Here is a 24,913-nt window from a genome sequence, read left to right as displayed (position 1 = left end):
CCTGTGACCCCCGTCACATAAAGGCTCAACCTAATTCTAATCGAGTGAAAACTCGACAAAATAAACAGGAAGGAATTGCGAATGTCTTCTGCATTTTACCAACAGATTGAACAGCAAATTGAAGAAGTGAAGGCGGAAGGCCTTTACAAAGCAGAGCGTATCATCACGTCTCAACAGCAAGCGGCTGTTAAAATCTCTACTGGTGAAGAAGTACTAAACTTCTGTGCGAACAACTACCTTGGTCTTGCTAACCACCCAGCACTTATCGAAGCGGGTAAAGCAGGCATGGACGAGCACGGTTTTGGTATGGCTTCAGTACGTTTCATCTGTGGTACTCAAGACATCCACAAAGAGCTTGAGCAGAAGCTTTCTAAGTTCCTAGGTAAAGAAGATACGATTCTTTACACATCATGTTTCGACGCAAACGCGGGTCTATTTGAAACGATTCTAGGTAAAGAAGACGCAATCATCTCTGACGCACTAAACCACGCGTCAATCATCGACGGTGTTCGTCTATGTAAAGCGATGCGTTTCCGCTACTCAAACAACAACATGGAAGAGCTAGAGCAACAACTGATTGCTGCGAAAGAAGCTGGTGCTCGCCACATTCTTATCGTAACGGACGGCGTGTTCTCAATGGACGGTGTAGTAGCAAACCTTCCAGCTATCTGTGACCTAGCAGAGAAGTACGGTGCATTGACTATGGTTGATGACTCTCACGCTGTTGGCTTCATGGGCAAAACAGGTGCAGGTACGCACGAGCACCACAACGTGGTTGACCGTATCGACATCATCACTGGTACGCTAGGTAAAGCAATGGGCGGCGCTTCAGGCGGTTACACGTCTGGTAAAGCGGAAGTGATTGACTGGCTACGTCAGCGTTCTCGTCCATACCTATTTTCTAACTCTGTTGCACCAGCAATCGTAAGCGCTTCTATCCGCGTTCTAGACCTACTAGAAGAGAGCGGTGACCTACGTGACCGTCTATGGGAAAACGCAGCACACTTCCGTACTCGTATGGAAGACGCAGGCTTCACAATGGGTGGTGCTGACCACGCAATCATTCCAATCATGCTTGGTGACGCAAAAGTAGCAGCAGAATTCGCAGAGCGCGCTCTAGAGAAAGGTATCTACGTAATCGGCTTCTCATTCCCTGTTGTACCAAAAGGTCAAGCGCGTATCCGTACTCAAATGTCTGCAGCGCACTCTCGTGAGCAACTAGACCGTGCAATCGACGCGTTCATCCAAGTTGGTAAGGACATGGGCATCATCTAAGTTTCGTTTCACCTTCCTAGCCGCCTCCTAAAACAGAGGGGAGGGGTTAGATGGGAAGGAGAAAGAGCTTACGTTTAAAGATAAAAAGGCTTTCCCAACTCTTCTGAGTCGGCTCATGGGCAAAGCCTTTGTTTCTTCTTTAAACGCATTAGATGAAAGAGTTTTTTGTCACGCATAGAGCGGGGCAATGTTTGGTGAATACTATGAAAATTAAAGCATTATCAAAGCTAAAGCCTGAAGAAGGCATCTGGATGACTGAGGTTGATAAACCTGAAGTTGGCCATAACGACATTCTGATCAAAATTAAGAAAACCGCTATCTGTGGTACAGACGTACACATCTACAACTGGGACGAATGGTCACAAAAGACAATTCCAGTGCCTATGGTTGTTGGTCACGAATACGTGGGTGAAGTGGTTGCGATTGGTCAGGAAGTTCGTGGCTTTGAAATCGGTGACCGCGTATCTGGCGAAGGTCACATCACGTGTGGTCACTGTCGTAACTGTCGTGGCGGCCGTACTCACCTATGCCGTAACACTATTGGTGTGGGCGTTAACCGTGAAGGTGCATTCGCAGAATACCTAGTGATTCCAGCGTTCAATGCGTTCAAGATCCCTGAAGGCATCTCTGACGATCTAGCGTCTATCTTTGACCCGTTTGGTAACGCAGTACACACAGCGCTTTCTTTCGACCTAGTAGGCGAAGACGTGCTTATCACAGGTGCTGGCCCAATCGGTATCATGGCAGCTGCAGTAGCAAAACACGTTGGTGCTCGTCACGTAGTGATCACAGACGTGAACGAATACCGTCTAGAGCTTGCTCGTAAGATGGGCGTAACACGCGCAGTGAACGTTGCTGAAGAGAAGCTAGAAGACGTAATGGCTGAGCTAGGCATGACAGAAGGCTTCGACGTAGGTCTAGAAATGTCTGGTAACCCAGCAGCATTCAACTCAATGCTAACCACAATGAACCACGGTGGTCGTATTGCACTACTAGGTATTCCACCATCAGACATGGGTATCGACTGGAACCAAGTTATCTTCAAAGGCTTGGTGATCAAAGGTATCTACGGCCGTGAAATGTTCGAAACTTGGTACAAGATGGCTTCACTGATCCAATCTGGTCTGGATCTATCGCCAATCATCACGCACCACTACAAGATTGATGACTTCCAAGAAGGCTTTGACGTAATGCGCAGCGGTATGTCCGGCAAGGTTATTCTTGATTGGGAATAAGGTCGCGATAAAGCAGCCTAAAACCTCTTGATACAAGATTAATAAAAACGCCCCAAGTGAACCTTGGGGCGTTTTTGTTTTTAATGACTGACTATTTTGTTGGATAGTGCTCGTTTACAACTCAAACTCATTATTACTTCAACGTTAGCGTTTTATTACGATAGTTCCTGTTTCAACTACACGAGACTCCTTCGACGCCATGACTTTTGCCGTGTGCTTTTCTGATGAGAAAAGAGTTTTAGCTGATGTCGTAGGTTGGCTGATAGAAGGAGCATGCTCTTGCTTCTGGTAATGAATTTCCCAATTTCGAGTTTGAGTGTTGTAGCGCATAAAGGCAAAGCCCGTAATATTCTTAATCGTAGTGCTGCCTTTTTGGTAAAAACCGTAATCACGGAAACTCATATAGTTGATTAATCCGTTGCTGTGGTCTTTCACGTCATTGTATTGCTTATCTTCTTTGCCACCTTCCACATGGTAAACCCTGATTAAATCATCGCTCCAGTCATCCGCAACAAAAGAGCAGCCGCTGAAGTTGGGCGTGAAAACATATAAATGGTCGCGATGAGGATCAGGGTGTTTAGGTATATCGAGATACTTGCCTTGCGCGACCCAGTAGGCCATCTGTGATGTATTTTTATCGGGTTGTTCTCCTGAGTATGTATCGATAACTTGGAGCGCACCTACCGTTCCATGAGCGTGTTTGTATTGCATGCCGCTAAATACAAGCTCACCACTTTCTTTAACTTCCTTTTGAGTCGCAGGGTTGAGTGATGACACTTGAAGAGCGACAACCTCTGCACTAACAGGCTGATTAGCGAAACTAGAACCAAGCAGGTCTGATGGCAAGACACGTTTTCCGATTGCATCGTTCATTTCCATTCTAGATGTTGGCATTGGCGACAGGATAGCGTCAGGCAGCTCACGTTCTTCGCCCACGTAAATATGGTTTTTCTGTTCTTCTTCTTCTTTGCGGTCGGCGACGACTTTGTCTCGGTTATCATTCCAGCGCTTATAGTCACTTGACGAGTAAGTTAACTCATCCCTGCGTTCTTGCTGATGTCGTGCTGCTCGTTGCGCTGTGGTTTCTTGTGCTTCTTCTGTATTAGTAGGCGCTGATTGAAATCGCATGGTCGGCATTCCAATAAAAATAAATAAAAGAATACCTATGATTTTCAATATTTCATGAGGTGACTGTTTAAATAGTGATTTTTACTAACAAAAAGCTCAGAACGAAATTGTATTTTAAATTCAGCTGTGTGTTTAAGTTTGTTGTGGCTAAATAAAAACCACTTATAAAATGCAATAGATGACTGTTAAGAATTGGTTTATTCATAATGATTATTAAAATGTGTATTTATAATATTCAAAGTTATTGTTTTGACAGTCAGTTTAGCCAATAATCTCCACGTTATTGCTGCAATATTTTTGTACTGATCTGATTCTCTATGGTTTCTAATTGTCGACTTATCAATTACATAAAATGTGGAGATCATTTCCAAATTTAGCAGGTAAACATAGATTGCATAGCTCGAGCTAATCCATTTTCGTCATTCCTTTGTTAATACTGCATGCGTGAACATACGCATAAGAAAGTGTTCATTACTTAACCATAGATACAAAAGGAAATGAAAATGAGAAAGTCACTGACAGCACTTGGTTTAGCATTGGTATTTGCAGGCTCAGCAAACGCGGCAAACTGGGGCTATGAGGGTGAGCACGGCCCGGCAAATTGGGGCGAATTCGCATCTGAATGTGCTAAAGGTCAAAACCAAAGTCCAATCAATATTGAATCAGCGACCGAAGCCAAACTAAAAAAATTGGATTTCGATTACGAAGGCAAGGCGATTTCACTGCTGAATAACGGCCACACTTTACAAACCAGTTTAGAAGGCAAAAACACGCTCACTATTGATGGTAAAGAGTTTACGTTAAAACAGTTCCACTTCCATACGCCATCTGAAAACCATGTAGATGGTAAAGAATACCCATTGGAAGCACACTTTGTGCATGCCGACAAAGTTGGCCATCTGGCGGTTGTCGCGGTGTTCTTTAAACTGGGTGATGCGAACCCCGATCTAGCTAAGCTGCTGGCTAACATCCCAACTAAAGATCAAGATGTTGCCATCAAGGTTCCATTTGATGCTGACGCGCTAATCCCAAGTGACAAAGATTACTACCGCTTTAATGGCTCTTTGACTACGCCACCGTGTTCTGAAGGTGTTCGCTGGTTGGTGATTAAAGAGACACAAACCATCTCCCCGGAGCAGGTGGAAGAGTTTGCGAAAGCGATGGGGCAAAACAACCGTCCAATCCAACCTCTTAACGCTCGAATGATTCTAGCGCAGCAATAATGGTTGAAGTGACCGGTCATAAAAAAGCCCGCTGATTTAGCGCAATGTAGATCAGATAAGGATCGGTTGACCGATCCTTCTGCTGAGAGATAATCGGAAGCCTGTTTCTAGGCTTCCGATTTTTTATGTCTATCCAAAACTGTTTTGCCGATTTCCTCGAAGAAAATCCTGTTGATGTAGCTCAACTCACCACTTTCTCTGAACATATTCCAGATGAATGGGTTGTTAAGGCGGCCAGTCTTTCTGATAAAGCGACTATTCGCCGACGTCGGCTACCAAGTGACATGGTCTTGTGGTTAATTGTCGGCATGGCCTTCTTCCGTAATGAACCTATTGCCGAAGTTGCACGAAGAATGAATGTCTGTGCGGATGGCTTAGCTGATGAAGAGTTATTAGCAAAAAGTGCTTTAACTCAGGCAAGACAACGTTTAGGTAGAGCTGCACCAGAGTGGTTGTTTAAACAATGTGGGCGGACGTGGGGTCTTGAACGATACCGTGATGATACGTGGCAAGGATTACAAGTTTTTGCTGTAGACGGTGCTCTTTTTCGAACCGCGGATACCCCCGAACTTAGAGAGCACTTTGGCTCAGGTAATACCTCTAGCAACAGACAGACACCGCATCCAGTGCTAAGAGTTGTGACCATAATGAATGTCCGCTCTCATGTCATCGCTGATGCCGCCATAAGCCCCTATCGGCGTGGTGAAATCCCACTTGCTATGCCCTTCATCGACTCCTTGCCAGATAACTCTGTGACGTTACTGGATAAAGGGTTTTACGGTGCAGACTTACTTCTCTCTCTTCAAAATAGCGGTATCAATAGGCATTGGTTGATACCAGCAAGGAAGGGGCTGAAATACACACTTCTAGATGAAGAAGAAAGTAATGACATGCTCATAGAAATGAAAGTCTCTCCGCAAGCTCGCAAAAAGAACCCTAGCTTACCTGAGAAATGGCAAGTCAGAGCGGTGACCTACGAAGTACAAGGTAAGCAGAAAACCGTTTTTACCTCCCTTCCTAGAACAAACTACGACGCGAAGGCAGTAGCCAAACTCTACCACGAGCGTTGGGAAATCGAATTGGGTTATCGTGATATCAAAAGCTCAATGCAACACAATACCTTAGTATTACGCAGCAAAACAGTAGACCTTGTTTATCAAGAACTCTGGGGGCTGTTGCTTGGTTATAACTTAGTAAGACGTGAAGCGAGTCAGGCAGCAGTTGAGCATGGAAGAATGCCGAATGAAATTAGCTTTAAATACGCTTGTCAGTTTATAGCGAGCCAACTGAAGGTGATGAGTAAAGCGATATCGCCAGGCAATACACCTAAGCGTTTAAAGAGTCTCAGGGGAGATTTATCCATCCTCTTTATAGACAAACGCCCTAAGCCTAATCGGCCTAGGGCGGTAAAAATATCAAAGACCCGATATCCTGTTAATCGCAAAGCAGCTCAGCTTAAGTGAACTACATTGCGCTGATTTAGCGGGCTTTGTGTTTGGTATTTTGAAATTAGAAACCACTGTCGTCTTGCGCTTGAGCTTTCGCCATTTGAATCGGGTCAAGTTTGAGTGTTTGCGTAGGGAACGCAATATCCGCTTCGTGCTTCTTAATGATCGCCATGACCTGCAAAAGCACATCTTGCTTCACTTCGTGGTAGCGACCCCAGTTCACCGTTTTAGTGAAGGTGTAGATAAAGAAGTTCAGTGAAGACGCACCAAACGCATCGAAGTTGACGATAAGGGTCTGGCGCGTATCGATGTCTTTGTGGTTCTTCAGCATTTCACGCACTTCATCAATGATTACTGGTACTTTATCTGCATCGTCGTAGCGCAGACCAATCGTCTCAAAGATTCGGCGGTTCAACATGCGAGACGGGTTTTCGACCACGATGTTGCTGAACACTGAGTTAGGCACATAGATAGGTCGCTTATCGAAGGTACGAATGCTGGTCATACGCCAGCCAATACGTTCCACCGTTCCTTCAATTTGACGGTCAGGAGAGCGGATCCAATCGCCAACTTTAAACGGACGATCGAAGTAAATCATCAAACCACCAAAGAAGTTTGATAGAAGATCTTTGGCTGCCAAACCGACAATCAAACCACCGACACCACCAAAGGTCAGTAAACCAGAAAGGCTGAGGCCAAATGCCTGCATAACGGTCAATACGCCGATAACGATAAAGAACAGGCGAGCTACTTTCGCGACGGCTTGTACGGTTGTCTCGTCACGGGTTTTCTGCTCAAGCACGTAGTCTTCGACGTTGGTGATAAGGCGCATCACAATCCAAACTAGGATGCTGATAACAAGAATGAGTTTAAGGGTGCTGAGCCAGTTGAACTCGTTCCCCAACTCACTTTGCAGAACAATGCCTAAAGATACCGTCGCAGGCCAACACCAGATTAAGGTACTGACGGGGGTTTTGAGTGCTTCTAATAAAAGGTCATCCCAATGAAAGGGGGTTTTCTCGACCAAAATAGCTAATCGAGAATGCAATACGCGCCACGCAATCCAAGCAAAAAAGCTCGCAATCGTAATGAACAGTACGCTGCTGCTCCAGTCTTGATGATGGGCCATGATGTAAGTTTGAAGTTCTGTAAACCACTGTGGCATAAGTAAAGTTTCATTTTTTGGAACAATGAGTGAAAGGTAGCAGAGTTTGAGTTTCCGCCCTAGCAAAATGATGTGATTCGAATAGTCCGTTCTTGTCTTCTTATAACTGTTATTAAGGAGATGAGTGTTTAGTGTGATGTTAATGATTAATGTGTAAATACAAGATGATGATACGTATGGTGAAATGTAAAGTTTGTGCTGTTCAACCTACATGGTGTGATGAAACTCGAACTTTGAAAGATAAGCGCTATCATTCGAACCATCAATTGTAGGTTCTTTGACTCATCGCTAACATTTATCAAGCTCAAATATGAGACTTTAGTGTCACTTTGACATACGGAGATAAACCATGGAATTCACAGAGCTAGATAGAAATGCGCTCTACGACATTTGGATGTCGCAAAAAGCAAAAATGCACCTCACCCAAATGGAGATGGCAAAGCGCCTAGGTTTAAGCTTGCATGAGTTCTCTGCATTGTTACGTGGGAATGCTCCGCTAACACTTGGCTTCGTGAAGCAACTTTGTGAACAATTGCACGTTCGCCCTGGTCAAGTGATTCCATCTATGAGCAAACGCGATATTTCTTCTTCGGGCTCCGTGTACCTACAAAACCGTATCACTGTAGATGGTGAAATCCGTAATGTCTTCATTGAAGGCAACCAAGTTGTGATCGAGTACGAACACACGGTGAACTAACCGATTCCATCCGTGTATTTTTTGTCGTAGACAATTTATTCACATCTCTACTGATAAAACTAGCAGCCATGATGTCCCTTTGAATTAAAGGAATGGCTGTGAAGACTTTTCTCCGTAATTTCGATAAACAACGTCGTCGTTTGACGCACCAATTTGAGCCTAAACTTGCAGGTTGGTTGAATGACGACTCTCTCACTGTTCACGACCCAATGCCGCACGATCAGGTGAAACGTATTTTGATCGTGAGAAACAACAGTCGTATCGGAAATATGTACTTCCTGCTTCCGTTTGTTCATCAGGTTCTACGCTTATACCCAAATACTAAAGTTGATCTATTGTTGAATTCGCCTTGGCAAGGGGAAGTCTTCAAGAATCTTGGCATCAATCAAATTCATTACTCCAACTTGTCATTCAAATCGCCAGATAAAGCACTTGCGACCATCCGTCTGTTAAAGCGAGATAAATATGACTTGTTGTTCGCACCGACTGCGGGCGCGTGTGACACTTTTCTTTCCGCTTTGATTCCGGCGAAGAACAAGATCGCTTTTAAGAAAGTGAAAACAGAGCAAGTATTTACTCACTCCTCGGTCGCCGATTCGCCTTTTCGTCACGGTGCCTACAAGCCACTTTCTATCCTTGAAGCGATGGGACATGAGCTTGATAGCACCTTGGATCATCATATTGTGTTTGATTCAAAAGAGCTTTCCTCTGGTATTCAGCAAGCACGTAAATTACGCGAAGAAGGCAAGCCAACATTTGCTTTCTTCCGTGGTGCGCGAGGCAAGAAAAAGCTCAGTGATCATGCTTGGTTAACCATTCTGGCTGAATTTGAACGCAAGCAAGGACAGAGTGTGAATTGGGTAGAGGTATTAAGCCCAGATATCCAGCAGCCACTATTAAAAGACTCCCGCACTTTGGCATGCAAGGACCTGCGTCAATTGGGTGCAACGTTGCGTTATCTTGATGGCTTTCTTTGCTGTGATACGGGGCCGCTGCATTTAGCGGATGCCGCAGGTGCGACTTGCTTTGGTTTTTATACAGAGACGTGCCCACAGCGATTCGGATTGATGGGAGAGAAATGCCATGCGATTCGATTGTTTCTTTCGGAAGAACAAGCCGAGTTTGAGCCTGTGTTAAGAATGGCGTAACGCCGGATGAAATGAAAAAGTGACAGCACAATAGGCTGTCACTTTTTATATGAACATGGTTTAGAGCGATTTGCCTAAGGAATCTTCACCAAAGAATCACGCGATAAGTCAGAGATGGTTTTCGCTCCTGTAAGCGTCATTGCTACGCGCATTTCTTTGTCGTAAAGGTCAAGCAAGTTCTCTACGCCAGCACCGCCTTGGGCTGCGAGTGCGTATACAAAAGAGCGACCAAGTAGCGTACAGTCTGCACCAAGTGCCAGCATTCGAACGACATCCAAACCAGTACGAATACCTGAATCGACGAAAATCTTCAGGTCACCTTTTACTGCATCTGCAATGCTTGGCAGCGCTTTTGCTGTTGAAAGTACGCCATCAAGCTGGCGACCACCGTGGTTAGATACCACGATACCATCGGCACCGAAGCGAACCGCGTCTTTTGCATCTTCTTCGTCTAGGATGCCTTTGATGACCATTGGTCCGTCCCAAAAGTCTCGAATCCACTCTAGATCTTTCCAAGAGATTGAAGGATCGAAGTTTGCGCCTAGCCAGCCAATGTAATCTTCCAGCTTAGTTGGTTCGCCACGGTAAGTTGAAATGTTACCTAAGTCGTGAGGTTTACCTAATACGCCGACATCCAACGCCCAACTTGGGTGATGCATAGCTTGGAATACACGGCGCATTGCGGCATTAGGGCCACTCATACCAGAGTGCATGTCACGGTAACGAGCCCCCGGAACTGGCATATCTACTGTGAAAACCAGCGTTGTTACACCAGCGGCTTTCGCGCGCTCAAGTACGTTCTTCATAAAGCCACGATCTTTTAGAACATACAGTTGGAACCACATTGGGCGTTCAATCGCAGGTGCCACTTCTTCAATTGGACAAACAGATACGGTCGACATGGTGAAAGGAATGCCTTTCTTTTCTGCCGCTTTTGCTGCTTGAACCTCACCACGTCGCGCGTACATACCAGTCAGGCCAACAGGCGCAAGAGCGATTGGCATTGCCAGCTTCTCGCCGAAGATTTCCGTTTCTAGGCTTAGATCGCTCATATCACGCAGAACACGCTGACGCAGTGCTACGTCACCTAAGTCATCGGTGTTGCGCTTTAACGTGCGCTCGTCGTATGAACCGCCATCAATGTAATGGAAAAGGAATGGAGGCAGCTTGGCTTTCGCAGCAGCGCGGTAATCTGTAGAAGCAGAGATAATCATATTCGTGTGTCCTGGCTGTTATTCTAAGATTGCGTCCTGAGTCAATGAGCACCTGCTCTGTCAGTGTTTCACTGACTGCCATCCTTTCGGCAGTCGACATCAGAATAGAGTATAGATAAGTGATTGAGCTGTGAGACATTCCATACACGGAACAATCAATTATCTGCACTGAAAAAGACTGGCACATCGGTCGGGGGATTGATGCAGCAAGCCACACCAAAAGTGTCGGGGTAGTAGTGCTGACCGCTGTGCCAGAGAAAGTGCAGGGCGGGGGAGACCCTGCGTAAGTGTTACTTCATTAAGGCGTCTGTTAGTTGGAATCCGTAAATCAGAATCAGACCGATGATGCCTGTGACCACCAAGTAGTAGAACGTTGGGATAACCGTCTTGCGCAGTGTTGCACCTTCTCGTCCTAGCAGGCCAACCGTTGCAGAGGCTGCCACAACGTTGTGGATTGCAATCATGTTACCGGCAGCAGCGCCAACCGCTTGAAGAGCAACCACAATGGCACTTGAGATAGTCAGTGTCTGCGCTACTTCGAACTGGAACTGGCTGAACATCATGTTCGACACGGTATTAGAGCCGGCGATGAATGCACCAAGGGCACCAACAGTAGCACTCAACGCCGGGAATGCTGAGCCAACGAGGTCTGCTGCAAAGTTTGCCGTGGTTACAGGCATACTTGCTAGCTCGGCGCCGTTGACACCTGAGTTAATAAAGATACGAACCATAGGGATGGTGAAGACAAGAACAAAACCTGCGCCAATTAGTGTCTTGCTTGATTCGCCAAATGCTTTGCCAAGTGACTTAGCGCTGCCACCTTGCAGAAGAACAGCAAGTAACGCAACGAAGACTAAGATGCCACCCGGAAGGTATAAAGGTTGAATTGCCGTGCTGATGCCTGTTTCGCCAAGAATATTACCAAACGATAGGCTTACACTCTTAAGAAGACCTTTGAACTCAGGGCTTACGCGGCTTGCTACTAGGATAACTGCTAGCATCACGTATGGTGCCCAAGCTTTGGTTAGGCTCATTGGTTTACCTGGGTTGTCATCAAGATTGATCTTTAGAGAACCTAGCCATTCTGCTGGCCATTTATCTTCGCTCTCGAAGTCCCACTTGGTTTTTGGAACGAGGAAACCTTTCTTAGCCGCAGTAACTACAATCGCCAGACCAACTAGACCACCGATTAATGACGGGAACTCAGCACCTAGGAACACACCTGTTAGTGCGTAAGGCACGGTAAAGGCAACACCTGCGAACAGCGCGAAAGGTAGAATGTCTAGACCTTCGCTCCAGCTCTTATTCTTACCGAAGAAGCGCGTCAGCATCATTGCCATGAGTACAGGAATGAGAGTACCAACCGTTGCGTGAATCATTGCTACGCTTGCGGTGATTTGCTGTAGGTACGCGTCCCATGTTGAGCCATGAGCAACCAGTGCTTCACCGATGTTGTGCGTGTCTAAACCTTTGTTCACACCTACGATGATTGGTGTCCCAACCGCACCGAAAGATACTGGCGTAGATTGGATCATCATGCCCATCAGTACCGCTGCAAGCGCAGGGAAGCCAATGGCGACCAATAGAGGAGCAGCGATAGCAGCAGGCGTACCGAAGCCAGATGCGCCCTCAATGAATGAGCCGAAACACCAAGCGATGATGATGGCTTGAACGCGACGGTCGGCTGAAATATCAGTAAATCCATTGCGAATAGTGGTGATCGCGCCAGTGTGTTTTAAAGTGTTGAGCAAGAAGATGGCACCAAACACGATCCAAAGAACAGAGACAGTAATACCTAACCCTTGGAAGACAGACGCCAGTACGCGAGTAGCTGACATATCCCAAAACATTAGGGCGATAGCGACGGTTAGACCGAACGCAACAGGCATGGCTTTTTTAGCAGGCCAGTTGAGACCAACCAATAATATGGCGGCGACAACAATTGGCGAAAACGCCACAAGGGCAAGTAGGGTTTCACTCATTGGTACATCCTCGTACGCTGACTTCTCGAACGGCTTTATGCTGTAGAGATGATTTTTGTTGTAATGGTTTTGTTAATTTGGCGTGAATTTACCCCTTTATTTTTTATAGATATAGGGAAATAATGAAATTAATTTATTCCAAAAGTGACATAATCGATGCGTGCAGATGACCTAATCCTGTTCTCACAGGTAGTAGAAATGGGTAGCTTTAGTAAGGTGGCGGAAGAAAATAACCTTACAAATTCGGTAGTTAGTAAGAGGATTGCTCGGTTAGAGGAAGAAATCGGTGCTCAGCTATTATATCGAACAACGCGTAAATTGACCCTGACCGAAGCGGGAAAGGTTTTGTTACACAGTGCTAAAAATGTGAAGCAAGCCACTCAGGAGGCTATGGATGCAGTTTCAGGCTTTGGTGAGAATGTCAGCGGTCATATCAAAATGTCGGTGCCGACTATCTCGGGTGATTTGATTCTGGCGGACGCTGTAGCCGAGTTTTGTAATATGCACCCAGGTTTAACCGTCGATATGTCGCTTGATAATCGCTTTGTTGACTTGGTTGCTGGAGGCTTTGACTTGGTGATTCGAACTGGCTATCTAGAAGATTCCAGCCTGATTGCCCGTCATATTCTCGATTCACAATGGGTGGTTTGTGCCTCGCCTTCTTACATCGCCAAAAATGGCAAACCGATTGAGCCTATCGACTTAACCACGCACAACTGTTTGCAATACGCTTATCAAACTACTGGGGCGACCGACTGGCAGTTCAAAGGCAAAGATGGCGATTACATTGTCAGAGTCTCGGGTTGTTTCTCGACAGATAACGCTACGGCATTACGCAAGGCAGCCTTGGGTGGGCATGGTATCGCCTACGTACCGCGTTGTTTGGTCTATCACGATATTCGCAGTGGTGAGTTGGTGGATATTTTCCCTGAATTAGTTGGTAAAAAGCTTGGTATCTATGCGGTTTACCCTTTTACTCGTCAGCCGCCGAATAAAGTGAAGCTTTTGATCGAACACATCCGAGAGCGATACCTCACTATCTCGCATTACTTTTAGTTGGTTCATAAATATAAGAAATGTTTCAATCTATTGGTTGAAATTCGGTGTTTGAACCCTAAGGTAGGTATTGAGAATAAATCTCAACAAAATAATAAAACAAAACACTTAACTTCAAACGGAGTAACACGGACGTTATGCATTACCCAAAAACTCGTAAAGATTCTGTCGTCGACACTTATTTTGGTCACGACATCGCAGATCCATACCGCTGGTTAGAGGACGATCTCAGCCAAGAAACCGCAGAGTGGGTTTCAGGACAAAATTCAGTGACCTTTGATTACTTAGGTCAAATTCCTTTCCGCCAACAAATTCGCGACTTAGTGGCGAGCAGCCAGAACTACGAAAAGTACTCTCAACCTTTTGTTCATGGTGAATACACTTACTTCTACAAAAACGATGGCTTGCAGAACCAGAGCGTTTTATACCGCAAAAAGGGTGATGAAGAAGCGGAAACCTTCCTAGACCCGAATACCTTTTCAGAAGAGGGAACAACATCACTTGGTGAAGTTAAGTTCTCTAAAGACGACTCTCTTGTCGCGTATTCTATCTCTGAGGGTGGCAGCGACTGGCGTAAGATCTTCGTCATTAATGTAGAAACCAAAGAACAGCTTGAGCCTGAAATTGTCGACGCTAAGTTCACCACAATTTCTTGGCTTGGTAGCAAGGGCTTTTATTACGCGAGCTATGACAAACCTAAGGGCAGTGAGCTTTCGGCGCGCACTGAGCAGCACAAGCTTTACTACCATGAGTTAGGCACACCACAATCTCAAGACAAAGTCGTCTTTGGTGCGTTGGACGCGCAGAAGCACCGTTATGTAGGGGGAGTGACAACTAAAGATGATCGTTTCCTTATCATTACAGGCGCAGAGTCGACATCGGGTAACAGGCTGTTCTATGTCGATCTAGCTTCAGAAGAGCAAGACGTTATCACGCTTCGAGATACAACCGATGGTGATACACATCTGATTGATAACCAAGATGACACCTTAATCTTTTATACCAACCTAGATGCGCCTAACGGCAAAGTGGTTGGCTACAACACTCAAACTCAGCAATGGACAGAGATCATTGCCGAGCAGGATCAACCGCTGGATATCAGTAAAGGTGGTGGTTACTTATTTGCCACTTACATGGTTGATGTTCTCTCCAAGGTTCAGCAGTTTACTTACCGAGGCGAGTTAGTGCGTGAGGTTACTCTGCCTGATCAAGGCACCGTATATGGCTTACAGGGCAAAGCAGAAGATAAGACGCTTTACTACACCTTTACTAACTACGTGACCCCTCCAACTATCTTCTCTTTTAATGTGGAAAGCGGTGAGTCTGCACTCTACCAAGAATCAAAAGCTCCGTTCGACCGTAAAGAATACGAGTCTCAACAAGTGTTCTACACCTCAAAAGACGGAACAAAAGTACCTATGATCATCTCGTATAAGAAAGGCACTAAGCTAGATGGTACGGCGCCAACCATGCTGTATGGTTATGGTGGTTTTAACATCAGTTTGACGCCGATGTTCTCTGGAAATGTCGCGAACTGGTTAGAACTTGGTGGTATTTACGCGGTGGCAAACATGCGTGGCGGCGGCGAATATGGTAAAGCTTGGCACAATGCAGGTACTCAGCAACAAAAGCAAAACGTGTTTGATGACTTTATTGCCGCGGCGGAATACTTGATTGAGCACGACTACGCCAGCTCAGAGCGCCTTGCGATTCGTGGTGGCTCAAATGGCGGCTTGTTGGTTGGTGCGTGTATGACTCAGCGTCCAGAGCTGTTTAAAGTGGCGATTCCTGCAGTTGGCGTATTAGACATGCTTCGCTACCACACCTTTACCTCTGGTGAGGGCTGGAAGTACGACTACGGCACTTCAGAGCAAACCGAGGCGATGTTCCAATATCTACTTGGGTATTCACCTGTGCACAACGTCAAAGAGGGTGTCTCGTATCCGGCTACGCTTGTCACGACCGCAGACCACGATGACCGCGTTGTCCCTGCGCACTCATATAAGTTTATTGCAGAGCTGCAAGAGAAGCATCAAGGAGACAATCCGATACTGATTCGTATCGATGTGAATGCTGGCCATGGCGCGGGGATGCCGCTGAGCAAACAAATCGACCTGACTACCGACGTTTACGCGTTTGCATTACATAACATGGGTATCGAAACGCTCGATATTTAATACGAAGCGCAGGCTCAACATAATAAAAAATGCCGCGACATCCATCGCGGCATTTTTTATGGTTGGGGGAACTCAATGTGTTAGTTAGGTTGACTAAGCCTAACTTTGAACCAACCAGTCTCGGCGGCCAAACCGAATGGCAGCTATACCATTTTTCGTAGTTATGGCGAAAAATTCACCATACTTTAATCCTAGTTTAAGAATATGAAACTGTGATGAATCTAGGCTGCATCATCTTGATTTTCATTGTTTTCAAGGTCAAATGAGGCATCAATCAGTTTTCTTGTGTAATCGCTTTTCGGATTATGGAAGATTTCTTCAGCCGTCCCTTGCTCCATGACTTCACCCTTTTGCATCACCAGAACACGGTCCGACAGCGCTTTGACTACTGAGAGATCGTGACTAATAAATAAGAAGCCGATGTTGTGTTTCTTCTGCAGATCTTTCAGAAGATCAATGACGGTCAACTGAACAGAGCGGTCGAGAGCCGAGGTTGGCTCATCAAGCAAAATGAAAGAAGGCTCAAGAATTAACGCACGCGCAATAGCGATACGTTGACGCTGACCACCAGAAAACTCGTGCGGGTAACGGTTAATAGATGCTGGATCTAAGCGCACCTCTCGCAGAACATCACGTGCTTTTTGCATTCGTTCTGCTTTGCTCATTTGAGGTTGATGCACTGTGAGACCTTCAGTGATGATATCACCGACCGTCATGCGAGGAGAAAGCGAGCCGTAAGGGTCTTGGAACACCATCTGCACATCTTTCTTTAACTCAAAACGTTGTTTGGCAGAGAGTAAGGAAAGATCTTGTCCTTTGAATTGAATCTTGCCACTTGATGGCAGCAAACCAATCAAAGCTCGCCCTAGTGTTGATTTACCGGAGCCTGATTCACCAACAATACCAAGCGTTTCGCCTTGCTTTAACTCTAGTGAGATGCCTTTAACTGCCTCAAAATACTCGTTCTTGCTGGCGATGAAGTGCGGCTTAACAAGAAACTTAACGCGGATATCATCGGCTTTAAGAAGTTCAGCGGCGTTTTCTTCAATCGGGTCTTTGCTGCCTTTAGGAATCGAGTTAATCAACATCTTGGTGTAATCATGCTGCGGTTCGGAGAAGAGTGTGTCTGTGATGCCTTCTTCGACCACTTCACCTTTACACATCACCAATACTCGGTCAGCAAAGTGTTTCACTACGCCTAAGTCGTGAGTGATGAACAAAATCGCCATGCCCATCTTGGCTTGGATCTCTTTGATCAGATAAAGCACTTCTGCCTGAACGGTAACGTCAAGCGCAGTGGTTGGCTCATCGGCAATCAGAATGTCTGGCTCGTTTATCAAAGCCATGGCAATCATGATGCGTTGTAACTGACCACCGGAGAATTCGTGCGGATACTTAGTGTAAGCTTGTTGAGGATTTGGTAGGTGCACCAAGTCAAACAGCTCAAGCACCTTGTCTTTGGCTTGTTTCTTACTCACTGGGCGATGGCACATAATGGCCTCCGCCACTTGAATACCAACGCGCATGTATGGGTTAAGAGAAGTCATTGGCTCTTGGAAAATCATACCAATGCGATCGCCACGGATGCTTTGCATTTGGCGTTCGGTTTTCTCTAGGATTGATTCGCCTTCAAAGACGATAGAGGAATCAGCGTGCAAAATGGCATTATCTGGCAGCAACCTCATCAACGCATTGGTTGAGACAGATTTACCAGAGCCAGATTCGCCTACGATAGACAGCGTTTCACCAGCTTTAAGATCAAAGCTAACCTTCTTTACTGCATCGACGATACCATCGTTTGTCGTAAAGCTGACAGACAGGTTGTTCACCGAAAGAATGGTTTGTGTAGACATCACGTTTCCTTGTGTATCGAGTTGTTATTACTGTTATGTGTTGTGCCTTACCGTGACAACTCCAATGAAGAGGGCTAATTGTAGAGTTGAGACGCGCCCGCTTCTGCAGAACTCATGGCTTGTAGATACAAGAACTGTTCATGAGCACGGGTGACATGATCGAGCTCTATCATCCATTGAGCGTTACGTTGGGCAGAGCAAAATGCTGCCATGTGCGCCAATAAATCTTCACTCTGTTTGCTCAGCATTTGGCTAACGCGGCCAATTACATCGTGGCTTTCGAGCTGTAAGAACTGGAACAGAGCGTAAGACTGATTGAGAGCTGCGAACGCTTCTTGCTGCATACCGAGTTTGTTGAGAATTTCTGACTGCGCAACGCTCGCATCACGCAACCCACTAATTAAACACACAAACTGACACGGCTTGGTTTGTTCGTTTTCAAGTGCGGAGTGAATGTGGTTTGGCAGGTGGCTGAGCACGTCTTCGTACAAGCGATGAGCTTCTGGCCAATGGCCTTGTTCCATCAGCTGCTCTGCTTTTAAATAGCGCATCCAGCATTGCTCAATATTCATCTTCATCTCCACAAAATTCGATTTGAATAGACATTAAATGAAATTAATTATCAATTGCAAGTGCGACTTTTTATCATTTTAAAAGGCGTGCAGCTGTTCGTAAAATGTTCAAACGAACCGGGGTGGAAGATAAATCACTTAAATTTAAACAAATAATCTCTACACTGAGGTAACGACAATAAGAAAAGGAGGCGAGTATGGCAGTACAAAGATTGGAACCTAAACAGCTGTATTCTGTAGCTGATCTAGAGAATATGCCATGTAAGTCGACCAAGGAATTACCTCCGATTGACGAAATTGTAGGGCAAGAGCGCGCACAGAAAGCCGTCGAGTTTGCCATGTCAATTAAGGAGAAAGGGTACAACATCTACGCCATTGGTCAGAACGGCCTAGGCAAGCGCACTATGATTTTGCGCTATTTAAATCGCCATCAACACGATGCCGCGGCACTGTTTGATTGGTGTTATGTCGCGAACTTTGAAGACACGCGTATACCAAAAGTCCTAAAACTCCCTTGCGGAATTGGCAGCAAGCTCAAAGTAGACATCGAAAAGCTGATGGGTAAATTGCTCAATGCTTTACCTCTCGCGTTCGACAATGAGATGTACTACAGCCGAGCTGATCGTTTGAAAAACCAACTTGCGAATAAACAGCAACACGAGTTGGACAGCATCAGTAAGGAAGCAAAAGAGAAAGGCATCAGCCTAACGATCACGGCGCAAGGTGATTATCAGTTTGTTGCGATGGACGGTGAAGAGCTGCATACCGAAGAATCTTTCGAAGCGCTCAGCAAGAAAGAGCAAGAATACTTTGGCAGCAGTATCGACGAGCTAGAAGTCAGTTTGCGTAATATGGTTCGCGAGCTCACTGAGTGGGAAGACTCATTTAGCGAGAAGATCAAAAAGCTTAATGATGACGTAACGCTGGACGTGATTACCCACTTCATCAAGCAATTGAAAGTGGATTACGCTGAGTATTCGGAAATCAAAACCTACCTAACTGATCTGCAAAAAGATATTGTCGAAAACGCTGACATCTTCCTAGAGCAGAGTGGTGAACAAGGTGAGATTGCTACCGCTTCCTTAGATAAGAAACTTCCACGTCGTTACAAAGTCAACGTATTGGTTAGTCGTAAAGATTGCGAGTTCCCAATTGTGGTAGAAGAGAACCCGAACTACCACTCGCTATTTGGTTCGATTGAAACGGCGACGTTCAAAGGCACAGTGTTTACTGATTTCTCTTTGATTCGAGCGGGTAGCTTGCATAAAGCGAACGGCGGTGTGCTATTGATGGATGCACAAAAGGTGCTTGAGCAACCTTATGTGTGGGATGGATTGAAGCGTGCATTACGTTCTCGTCAGCTGAGTTTTACCTCTTTAGAAAAAGAAGTGACATTGACTGGCGCGGTTTCTCTTGATCCCGAACCGATTCCATTGGACATCAAAATCATCTTGTTTGGTGATTACCGCACTTACCAACTGCTGCAACACTACGATCCAGAGTTTGGTGAACTGTTCCGTGTGACGGCGGATTTCGAAGACGAAATGAAGCGTACACCGGATTCAGAACTGCAATACGCACGTTTTATCTCTAGTGTGGTGAACGACAACAACATGCTGCACTGCGATAAGAAAGCCATCGCGCGCATCATCGAATACAGTTCGCGTTTGTCTGGAGACCAAACCAAGCTTTCGTTGCATTCTGCCAACATCGCTAATCTATTGCGTGAGTCTAACTACGTGGCTCGTCAGGCGAATTCCAACATGATCCGTATCGGACACGTGGAAGAGGCTTTGAGCAATCAAGAAATGCGAGTCAGCCGTTTGCAAGATAGCGTGATGGAAACCTTCGTTAATGGCACGACCTTGATTCGTACCGAAGGTTCTGCAGTTGGTCAGGTCAACGCACTGTCGGTATTGAGCACCAGTGATCACATGTTTGGCGCGCCAAACCGCATTACGGCAACCACGTGTTACGGTGATGGTGAAGTGATTGATATCGAGAGAAGTGTTGATCTTGGCGGTAGTATTCACTCGAAAGGTGTGATGATTCTGTCTGCTTACTTGTCGTCTGTGTTTGGTAAGACAGCACGCGTTCCACTGACAACCACGATTACCTTTGAGCAATCGTACGGTGGTGTAGATGGTGACAGTGCAAGTATGGCTGAGTTCTGTGCAGTCGTGTCTGCGTTCTCGAAACAGCCGAACCGTCAGGACATTGCGATTACCGGTTCGATGAACCAATTCGGTGAAGCGCAGCCTATTGGTGGTGTAAACGAGAAGATAGAAGGCTTCTACGATGTGTGTGAAATCAAAGGTCGTCATGCTGGACAAGGGGTAATTATCCCGCGTTCAAACGTACATAACCTGATGCTTCGCCCTGACATTGTCAAAGCGGTAGAGAAGGGAGATTTCCATATCTGGGCTATCGACCACGTAACCGAAGCGGTTGAGCTGTTTACTGGCAAAGATGCTGGTGAAGCGACCGACGAGGGAACTTACCCTATCGACACAATCTTTGGCTTGGCACAAGCTAAGCTAAATGCGCTGAGAAAATAAGCACTTATTGACATAAAAGTTGATAGAAAAGCGTATAAATTTTCATAACTTGTCATAATGACAATATCCCGACGCAGTTGTCGGGATATTGTCGCTAAAGCCATGAAATTGATGGCTTTTTGCTCTGGACAAAAGTGTGATCTATCTCTAGTATTTGCCCCCTTGTCTATTCGTCCGGGAATAATCCCATCGCAAGGAAGCCAACACTCAAATACCTGAGGTTACTCATGCAGCTATCCCTGAAAAACTTGTCAGTACGAACGCAAGTTTTGGTTCCAGTTCTATTCACCGCGATCACTCTGTTCATCACATTGTGGATCACTCAAAACAACCTAGAAGCAGAGCAAGAATTGGTTGCTTCTAACTCCGATTCTCTTGTGTTCTACAAAGACACATTGGCTAAAATCGACGACCAAGTTTACCCATTGCGCATTAGCGCGGTTTACGCGATTTACGATGCGTCTCGTCGTGATGCTTTCCTTGCTGACCTAAAAGCGGGTGCAAAAGCGATTGATGCCGATCTCGATCTTGTGGATGCTCGTGGTACGTTCAGCAAAGAAGCGCAGAAAGTACGCCAAAGTATTGATGCTTACATTGATTACTCAACACGTGCGGTAGAATTCTTTAACCGTCACGACCGTGGCTTAGTATCTGATAGCGAATACACAAACTTTATCTCAGGTTACCGCCGTGTTGGTAACGAAATGGTTGCAACCATCAACTCACTATCACAACGTGTGAATGAGATTGCGACGGAAGCAACCGCAGCAAGCGCACGTGAACATACTCGCGTACAAAACAATGCCATGATGTCAGTCATTGCGGTATTTGCATTCTCTTTGCTAGGTGCTTGGTTCCTATCTGGCATGATTGTTACGCCAATCCAAAAACTGCAAGAAGTGATGCGCAAGCTAGCAGGTGGTGACCTGTCGGTACGTGCAGACATTGATGGCGACAACGAAATTTCGCAGCTAAGCAAAGACGTAAACCAAACAGCGAAACAGCTTCACGATACGGTTGACCAACTAATGCGCATCAGTGAAGAAGTGGCTTCTGCTTCAACAGAACTTGCAGCGGTAATGACACAAGCTGAAGCGAATGCTCAACAAGAATTGGCTGAAATCGAGCAAGTAGCATCGGCGGTTAACGAGCTAGCAAGCACAGCAAACAACGTAAGCGACAACGCGACATCAGCAGACGCAACAGCACGTGAAGCAGACGGTCTAGCGCAATCTGGCCTAGCTATCTTCCAAGAGAGTGCACAAGCAAGCGAGCAAATGTCTCAAGCGCTTAACGATGCGGCGCAAGTGGTTCTTCGTCTGAAAGAACAATCGGTTCAAATCAACGATGTTATTGAAGTGATTCGTGGCGTCTCTGAGCAAACTAACCTTCTAGCACTGAACGCGGCGATTGAAGCGGCACGTGCTGGTGAATCTGGTCGTGGTTTTGCTGTTGTAGCAGATGAAGTTCGTATGCTAGCGGCACGCACTCAAGACTCAACGCAAGAAATCTCTTCTATCATTGAAGAGCTTCAAGCGCAGTCTGGTCTTGCAAATGACAGCATGCAGGTGAGCCTAGAGATGCTTAACCGCAACAACGAGCTCACTCAGCAAGCGAACGATGCGTTGATTGGTATTACCGAGTCGGTAGCGAACATCAACGATTCAAACACGCAAGTGGCGACGGCAGCGGAAGAGCAGTCTCAAGTAACACAAGACATTAACCGTAACGTGGTAAACATGTCTGAACTTGTAAACCAAAACGTAGCGGGCATCAGCCAAAGCGCGAGCGCAAGTACAGAGCTTTCTCATCTTGCTGAAAAACAAAAAGAGCAGTTGAGTTTCTTCAAGCTTTAGTCAAAAGCAGCAAGCGACAAACATCGACTGATTGAAAAGAATCCCTGAGCTTCGGCTTGGGGATTTTTTTATCAAAAACCGAGTAATGATTTAATTAACAGTAATTAAAACAGTCAGTTACCCAAAACAAAAGGTGATTCATGTCACATTTATAAATGTTGAATCTCACTTTTTAGCGTCAAAAGTTTTTTGACGCGCACGCTTTTATTCACCGAACCGATAACTTGAGGGTTTGGAGGTATTCATATCGTCATCTTCAGTGGTGTTTTGCTCAATTAAGGCTGTTTATTCAACTTGTTGCGCTAAAAATAACAGCTGCTACGATGCCGCCCGTTTTCTCGTTGGTACAGAAAAGTCCTGTTTTCTGGTGAGAAAATGATGACAAAACAAAGATATGGAAAACTATAAATGAAATTGAAAACTTTAGCTGTAGCAGTGGCGCTAATGGCATCTGGATCTCAAGTTGTCGCTTCAGAATTGTACAACCAAGACGGTACATCACTAGAAATGGGCGGCCGCGCTGAAGCTCGTCTATCTATGATCGACGGCAAAGCAGAAGACCGTTCACGTATCCGTCTTAACTTCCTAGGCAAACAGGAAATCAGCGATAGCCTATACGGTGTTGGTTTTTGGGAAGGTGAGTTCGAAACATTCGAAAACGGCGCAGTTGATAACAACAGCGATCTAGAGACTCGTTACGCGTACGCAGGTCTTGGCGGTAAATACGGTGAAATCACTTACGGTAAAAACGACGGTGCACTAGGCGTTATCACTGACTTCACTGATATCATGGCTTACCACGGCAACACTGCAGCACTAAAACTGCCAGTTGCAGACCGCACAGACAACATGGTTTCTTACTCAGGCCAATTCGAGCAACTAGCGCTTCGTGCAAGCTACCGTTTTGCTGATCGCACAACAGATGCGAACGGTTTTGACGACAACGAGCAAGATGGTTTCTCTCTATCTGGTATTTACGCATTCGCTGACACTGGCCTTGAGCTAGGTGCTGGCTTCGCTAACCAAGATGACGTTGACCAACACATGCTAGCGGCTTCTTACACTGTAGGTAACTTCTACGTTGCTGGTAACTACACAGGTATCGAGCAAGATTCTGACGATTACAAAGGTTACGAACTAGCAGCTGCATACACTATGGGTCAAACAGTGTTCACTTCTACTTACAACAAAGGTGACGTAGAAGACACAGATACTGTAGAAAACCTAGCAGTTGACGTAACTTACTACTTCAAGCCTAACTTCCGTGGCTACGCGTCATACAACTTCGACCTAATGGACAATGAAGGTTCTGACGAGCAAGACGAACTAGCACTAGGTCTACGTTACGACTTCTAAGTCAAATTGTTTTCTAAGATCCCGCCTTTTTCTTAGTAAAACAAAACCCCTTACCGTGTGGTAAGGGGTTTTCTTCATTTAAGGGGCATTTGAACGCTTTAGGGTTATTTGAACTAATTAGGCTACTTGAACGCAGTGCTTCATACGTTGGATATGGACTGGTTTATCCTTTCAGCGTTAGCTTGGTGCCATCAAATTTGAGGTGACTTAAAAGGTTTTTGGCATTTGCTTTCCCGAAATCATCAAACTCGACCCCGTATCGTGCGTAGTGTGTCGATTTCTGTAAGTTACAGATTCGCCCTTTTAGTGGCGCTAACATGCGTCCGTTACCCGGCATCGTTATGTCGAGAGTGACAAGATCACCGACTTGGAGCGTTCTACTCATCGGTGAGGTGACAAATCGACAACCACTCTTGGAAAGATCTCGTATTTCACATTCTGCTCGGTATTGCTCGAACTGAAGGCGGCTGCGCAGATTCACTTCGTATCGCACTTCTTTTCGCAGCTGATAAACCTGCATAGTGTTAGGCAGACTCAGTACCAATAATGGGTATGGGTCACCCAAACGGTGTTGAAGTTGGGCGCGAAAAGGGATCACGGCGCCTTCACCACGATGGGAGTAGGCTTTTACGTTAATCCAGAAGCCTTCCTGAAAGTAAAACTTCAAATCCTCGTCGGAGATATTTGGGAGTTCAATCAGCGCGGTATTGTTGGAATGACAGCCCATAAATGTGCTGGTGGTGATGAACTTGGTGCCTACCGGCGTGGTGACGTTAAGTGTCACTTCACTTCCATGTTCCACCATTGCCATTGCATCGGTGCTGTTTAATGTGCTTGCCTGACGTTCTGGTGCTTTTTTATTTGTAAGAGACGAACGATTGTCCCTTGCACTCGTCATCATATTTCTCATTATTATTGTCGTACCTAATGTGAGAAGACGGTTTTGCGCTATGTTATGGTAGTACTAAAT

Annotated in this window: 18 protein-coding genes; 11 read left to right on the top strand and 7 right to left on the bottom strand. The window is 45.7% G+C overall.

Annotated elements, in window-relative coordinates:
* Nucleotides 1-81: 81 nt before the first annotated feature.
* Together KJB05_RS26045 and tdh are read left to right on the top strand one after the other, a co-directional pair.
* Nucleotides 82-1,275 (top strand): glycine C-acetyltransferase, encoded by a 1,194-nt coding sequence (locus KJB05_RS26045; protein WP_005432273.1) that lies wholly within the window; start codon nucleotides 82-84, stop codon nucleotides 1,273-1,275.
* Nucleotides 1,276-1,478: 203 nt separating this feature from the next.
* Nucleotides 1,479-2,510, top strand: coding sequence for an L-threonine 3-dehydrogenase (tdh, locus tag KJB05_RS26040; RefSeq protein WP_005383983.1), 1,032 nt, complete (start codon nucleotides 1,479-1,481; stop codon nucleotides 2,508-2,510).
* 144 nt (nucleotides 2,511-2,654) lie between these two features.
* Here the strand turns inward: tdh and KJB05_RS26035 are convergent, their stop codons facing one another.
* The gene (locus KJB05_RS26035; protein WP_208446153.1) at nucleotides 2,655-3,638 is read right to left on the bottom strand and encodes a cytotoxin; all 984 of its coding nucleotides are present in this window, start codon (nucleotides 3,636-3,638) and stop codon (nucleotides 2,655-2,657) included.
* A 503-nt stretch (nucleotides 3,639-4,141) separates the two neighbouring features.
* On the opposite strand from KJB05_RS26035, the gene KJB05_RS26030 reads away from it, so the two are divergent.
* Both KJB05_RS26030 and KJB05_RS26025 read left to right on the top strand, forming a co-directional pair.
* Nucleotides 4,142-4,861: a carbonic anhydrase gene (locus tag KJB05_RS26030; RefSeq protein WP_208446154.1), complete on the top strand. Its 720-nt coding sequence runs from the start codon at nucleotides 4,142-4,144 to the stop codon at nucleotides 4,859-4,861.
* Between the two features lie 125 nt (nucleotides 4,862-4,986).
* Nucleotides 4,987-6,324, top strand: coding sequence for an IS4 family transposase (locus KJB05_RS26025; RefSeq protein WP_213053120.1), 1,338 nt, complete (start codon nucleotides 4,987-4,989; stop codon nucleotides 6,322-6,324).
* Between the two features lie 46 nt (nucleotides 6,325-6,370).
* Here KJB05_RS26025 and KJB05_RS26020 read toward each other — a convergent pair whose 3' ends face one another.
* Nucleotides 6,371-7,474 carry a mechanosensitive ion channel family protein gene (locus KJB05_RS26020; protein ID WP_208445299.1) on the bottom strand — a complete coding sequence of 368 codons (1,104 nt, stop codon included), beginning with the start codon at nucleotides 7,472-7,474 and terminating at the stop codon, nucleotides 6,371-6,373.
* A gap of 349 nt (nucleotides 7,475-7,823) precedes the next feature.
* Here KJB05_RS26020 and KJB05_RS26015 point away from each other — a divergent pair, with 349 nt between their 5' ends.
* Both KJB05_RS26015 and KJB05_RS26010 read left to right on the top strand, forming a co-directional pair.
* A complete protein-coding gene (locus KJB05_RS26015; RefSeq protein ID WP_005439037.1) occupies nucleotides 7,824-8,171 on the top strand; it encodes a helix-turn-helix transcriptional regulator in 348 nt (115 codons plus the stop codon).
* A 92-nt stretch (nucleotides 8,172-8,263) separates the two neighbouring features.
* Complete coding sequence (locus KJB05_RS26010; protein WP_208445300.1) at nucleotides 8,264-9,319, top strand: glycosyltransferase family 9 protein; 1,056 nt, start codon at nucleotides 8,264-8,266, stop codon at nucleotides 9,317-9,319.
* A gap of 74 nt (nucleotides 9,320-9,393) precedes the next feature.
* Here the strand turns inward: KJB05_RS26010 and lldD are convergent, their stop codons facing one another.
* Nucleotides 9,394-10,533: an FMN-dependent L-lactate dehydrogenase LldD gene (gene lldD / locus KJB05_RS26005; RefSeq protein WP_208445301.1), complete on the bottom strand. Its 1,140-nt coding sequence runs from the start codon at nucleotides 10,531-10,533 to the stop codon at nucleotides 9,394-9,396.
* A 290-nt stretch (nucleotides 10,534-10,823) separates the two neighbouring features.
* On the bottom strand, nucleotides 10,824-12,515 hold the full coding sequence (locus KJB05_RS26000; RefSeq protein ID WP_005439034.1) for an L-lactate permease: 1,692 nt from the start codon (nucleotides 12,513-12,515) through the stop codon (nucleotides 10,824-10,826).
* Nucleotides 12,516-12,671: 156 nt separating this feature from the next.
* On the opposite strand from KJB05_RS26000, the gene KJB05_RS25995 reads away from it, so the two are divergent.
* Both KJB05_RS25995 and KJB05_RS25990 read left to right on the top strand, forming a co-directional pair.
* The gene (locus KJB05_RS25995; protein WP_005439033.1) at nucleotides 12,672-13,571 is read left to right on the top strand and encodes a LysR family transcriptional regulator; all 900 of its coding nucleotides are present in this window, start codon (nucleotides 12,672-12,674) and stop codon (nucleotides 13,569-13,571) included.
* 137 nt (nucleotides 13,572-13,708) lie between these two features.
* The gene (locus KJB05_RS25990) at nucleotides 13,709-15,748 is read left to right on the top strand and encodes a prolyl oligopeptidase family serine peptidase (protein ID WP_208445302.1); all 2,040 of its coding nucleotides are present in this window, start codon (nucleotides 13,709-13,711) and stop codon (nucleotides 15,746-15,748) included.
* Nucleotides 15,749-15,969: 221 nt separating this feature from the next.
* Here KJB05_RS25990 and KJB05_RS25985 read toward each other — a convergent pair whose 3' ends face one another.
* Together KJB05_RS25985 and KJB05_RS25980 are read right to left on the bottom strand one after the other, a co-directional pair.
* A complete protein-coding gene (locus tag KJB05_RS25985) occupies nucleotides 15,970-17,601 on the bottom strand; it encodes an ABC transporter ATP-binding protein (RefSeq protein WP_208445303.1) in 1,632 nt (543 codons plus the stop codon).
* Nucleotides 17,602-17,675: 74 nt separating this feature from the next.
* Complete coding sequence (locus tag KJB05_RS25980) at nucleotides 17,676-18,173, bottom strand: hypothetical protein (RefSeq protein ID WP_208445304.1); 498 nt, start codon at nucleotides 18,171-18,173, stop codon at nucleotides 17,676-17,678.
* 197 nt (nucleotides 18,174-18,370) lie between these two features.
* Between KJB05_RS25980 and KJB05_RS25975 the strand changes: the two genes are divergently transcribed.
* From KJB05_RS25975 to KJB05_RS25965, 3 genes are all read left to right on the top strand, one after another.
* Nucleotides 18,371-20,731 carry an ATP-binding protein gene (locus KJB05_RS25975; protein WP_005439027.1) on the top strand — a complete coding sequence of 787 codons (2,361 nt, stop codon included), beginning with the start codon at nucleotides 18,371-18,373 and terminating at the stop codon, nucleotides 20,729-20,731.
* Between the two features lie 227 nt (nucleotides 20,732-20,958).
* Complete coding sequence (locus KJB05_RS25970; protein ID WP_005439025.1) at nucleotides 20,959-22,587, top strand: methyl-accepting chemotaxis protein; 1,629 nt, start codon at nucleotides 20,959-20,961, stop codon at nucleotides 22,585-22,587.
* A 408-nt stretch (nucleotides 22,588-22,995) separates the two neighbouring features.
* The gene (locus tag KJB05_RS25965) at nucleotides 22,996-23,943 is read left to right on the top strand and encodes a porin (protein ID WP_208445305.1); all 948 of its coding nucleotides are present in this window, start codon (nucleotides 22,996-22,998) and stop codon (nucleotides 23,941-23,943) included.
* A 163-nt stretch (nucleotides 23,944-24,106) separates the two neighbouring features.
* Here KJB05_RS25965 and KJB05_RS25960 read toward each other — a convergent pair whose 3' ends face one another.
* Nucleotides 24,107-24,841: a flagellar brake protein gene (locus KJB05_RS25960; RefSeq protein WP_009704960.1), complete on the bottom strand. Its 735-nt coding sequence runs from the start codon at nucleotides 24,839-24,841 to the stop codon at nucleotides 24,107-24,109.
* Nucleotides 24,842-24,913: the final 72 nt, after the last annotated feature.

The organism is Vibrio sp. B1ASS3 (assembly GCF_905175355.1).
Taxonomy (GTDB): Bacteria; Pseudomonadota; Gammaproteobacteria; order Enterobacterales; family Vibrionaceae; genus Vibrio; species Vibrio owensii.
This window is presented reverse-complemented; position numbering and strand designations above follow the sequence as displayed.

Coding starts and splice junctions, on each gene's coding strand:
- KJB05_RS26045 (WP_005432273.1), top strand. CDS start 82: ATGTCTTCTGCATTTTACCAACAGATTGAACAGCAAATTGAAGAAGTG.
- tdh (WP_005383983.1), top strand. CDS start 1,479: ATGAAAATTAAAGCATTATCAAAGCTAAAGCCTGAAGAAGGCATCTGG.
- KJB05_RS26035 (WP_208446153.1), bottom strand. CDS start 3,638: ATGCGATTTCAATCAGCGCCTACTAATACAGAAGAAGCACAAGAAACC.
- KJB05_RS26030 (WP_208446154.1), top strand. CDS start 4,142: ATGAGAAAGTCACTGACAGCACTTGGTTTAGCATTGGTATTTGCAGGC.
- KJB05_RS26025 (WP_213053120.1), top strand. CDS start 4,987: ATGTCTATCCAAAACTGTTTTGCCGATTTCCTCGAAGAAAATCCTGTT.
- KJB05_RS26020 (WP_208445299.1), bottom strand. CDS start 7,474: ATGCCACAGTGGTTTACAGAACTTCAAACTTACATCATGGCCCATCAT.
- KJB05_RS26015 (WP_005439037.1), top strand. CDS start 7,824: ATGGAATTCACAGAGCTAGATAGAAATGCGCTCTACGACATTTGGATG.
- KJB05_RS26010 (WP_208445300.1), top strand. CDS start 8,264: ATGGCTGTGAAGACTTTTCTCCGTAATTTCGATAAACAACGTCGTCGT.
- lldD (WP_208445301.1), bottom strand. CDS start 10,533: ATGATTATCTCTGCTTCTACAGATTACCGCGCTGCTGCGAAAGCCAAG.
- KJB05_RS26000 (WP_005439034.1), bottom strand. CDS start 12,515: ATGAGTGAAACCCTACTTGCCCTTGTGGCGTTTTCGCCAATTGTTGTC.
- KJB05_RS25995 (WP_005439033.1), top strand. CDS start 12,672: ATGCGTGCAGATGACCTAATCCTGTTCTCACAGGTAGTAGAAATGGGT.
- KJB05_RS25990 (WP_208445302.1), top strand. CDS start 13,709: ATGCATTACCCAAAAACTCGTAAAGATTCTGTCGTCGACACTTATTTT.
- KJB05_RS25985 (WP_208445303.1), bottom strand. CDS start 17,601: ATGTCTACACAAACCATTCTTTCGGTGAACAACCTGTCTGTCAGCTTT.
- KJB05_RS25980 (WP_208445304.1), bottom strand. CDS start 18,173: ATGAATATTGAGCAATGCTGGATGCGCTATTTAAAAGCAGAGCAGCTG.
- KJB05_RS25975 (WP_005439027.1), top strand. CDS start 18,371: ATGGCAGTACAAAGATTGGAACCTAAACAGCTGTATTCTGTAGCTGAT.
- KJB05_RS25970 (WP_005439025.1), top strand. CDS start 20,959: ATGCAGCTATCCCTGAAAAACTTGTCAGTACGAACGCAAGTTTTGGTT.
- KJB05_RS25965 (WP_208445305.1), top strand. CDS start 22,996: ATGAAATTGAAAACTTTAGCTGTAGCAGTGGCGCTAATGGCATCTGGA.
- KJB05_RS25960 (WP_009704960.1), bottom strand. CDS start 24,841: ATGACGAGTGCAAGGGACAATCGTTCGTCTCTTACAAATAAAAAAGCA.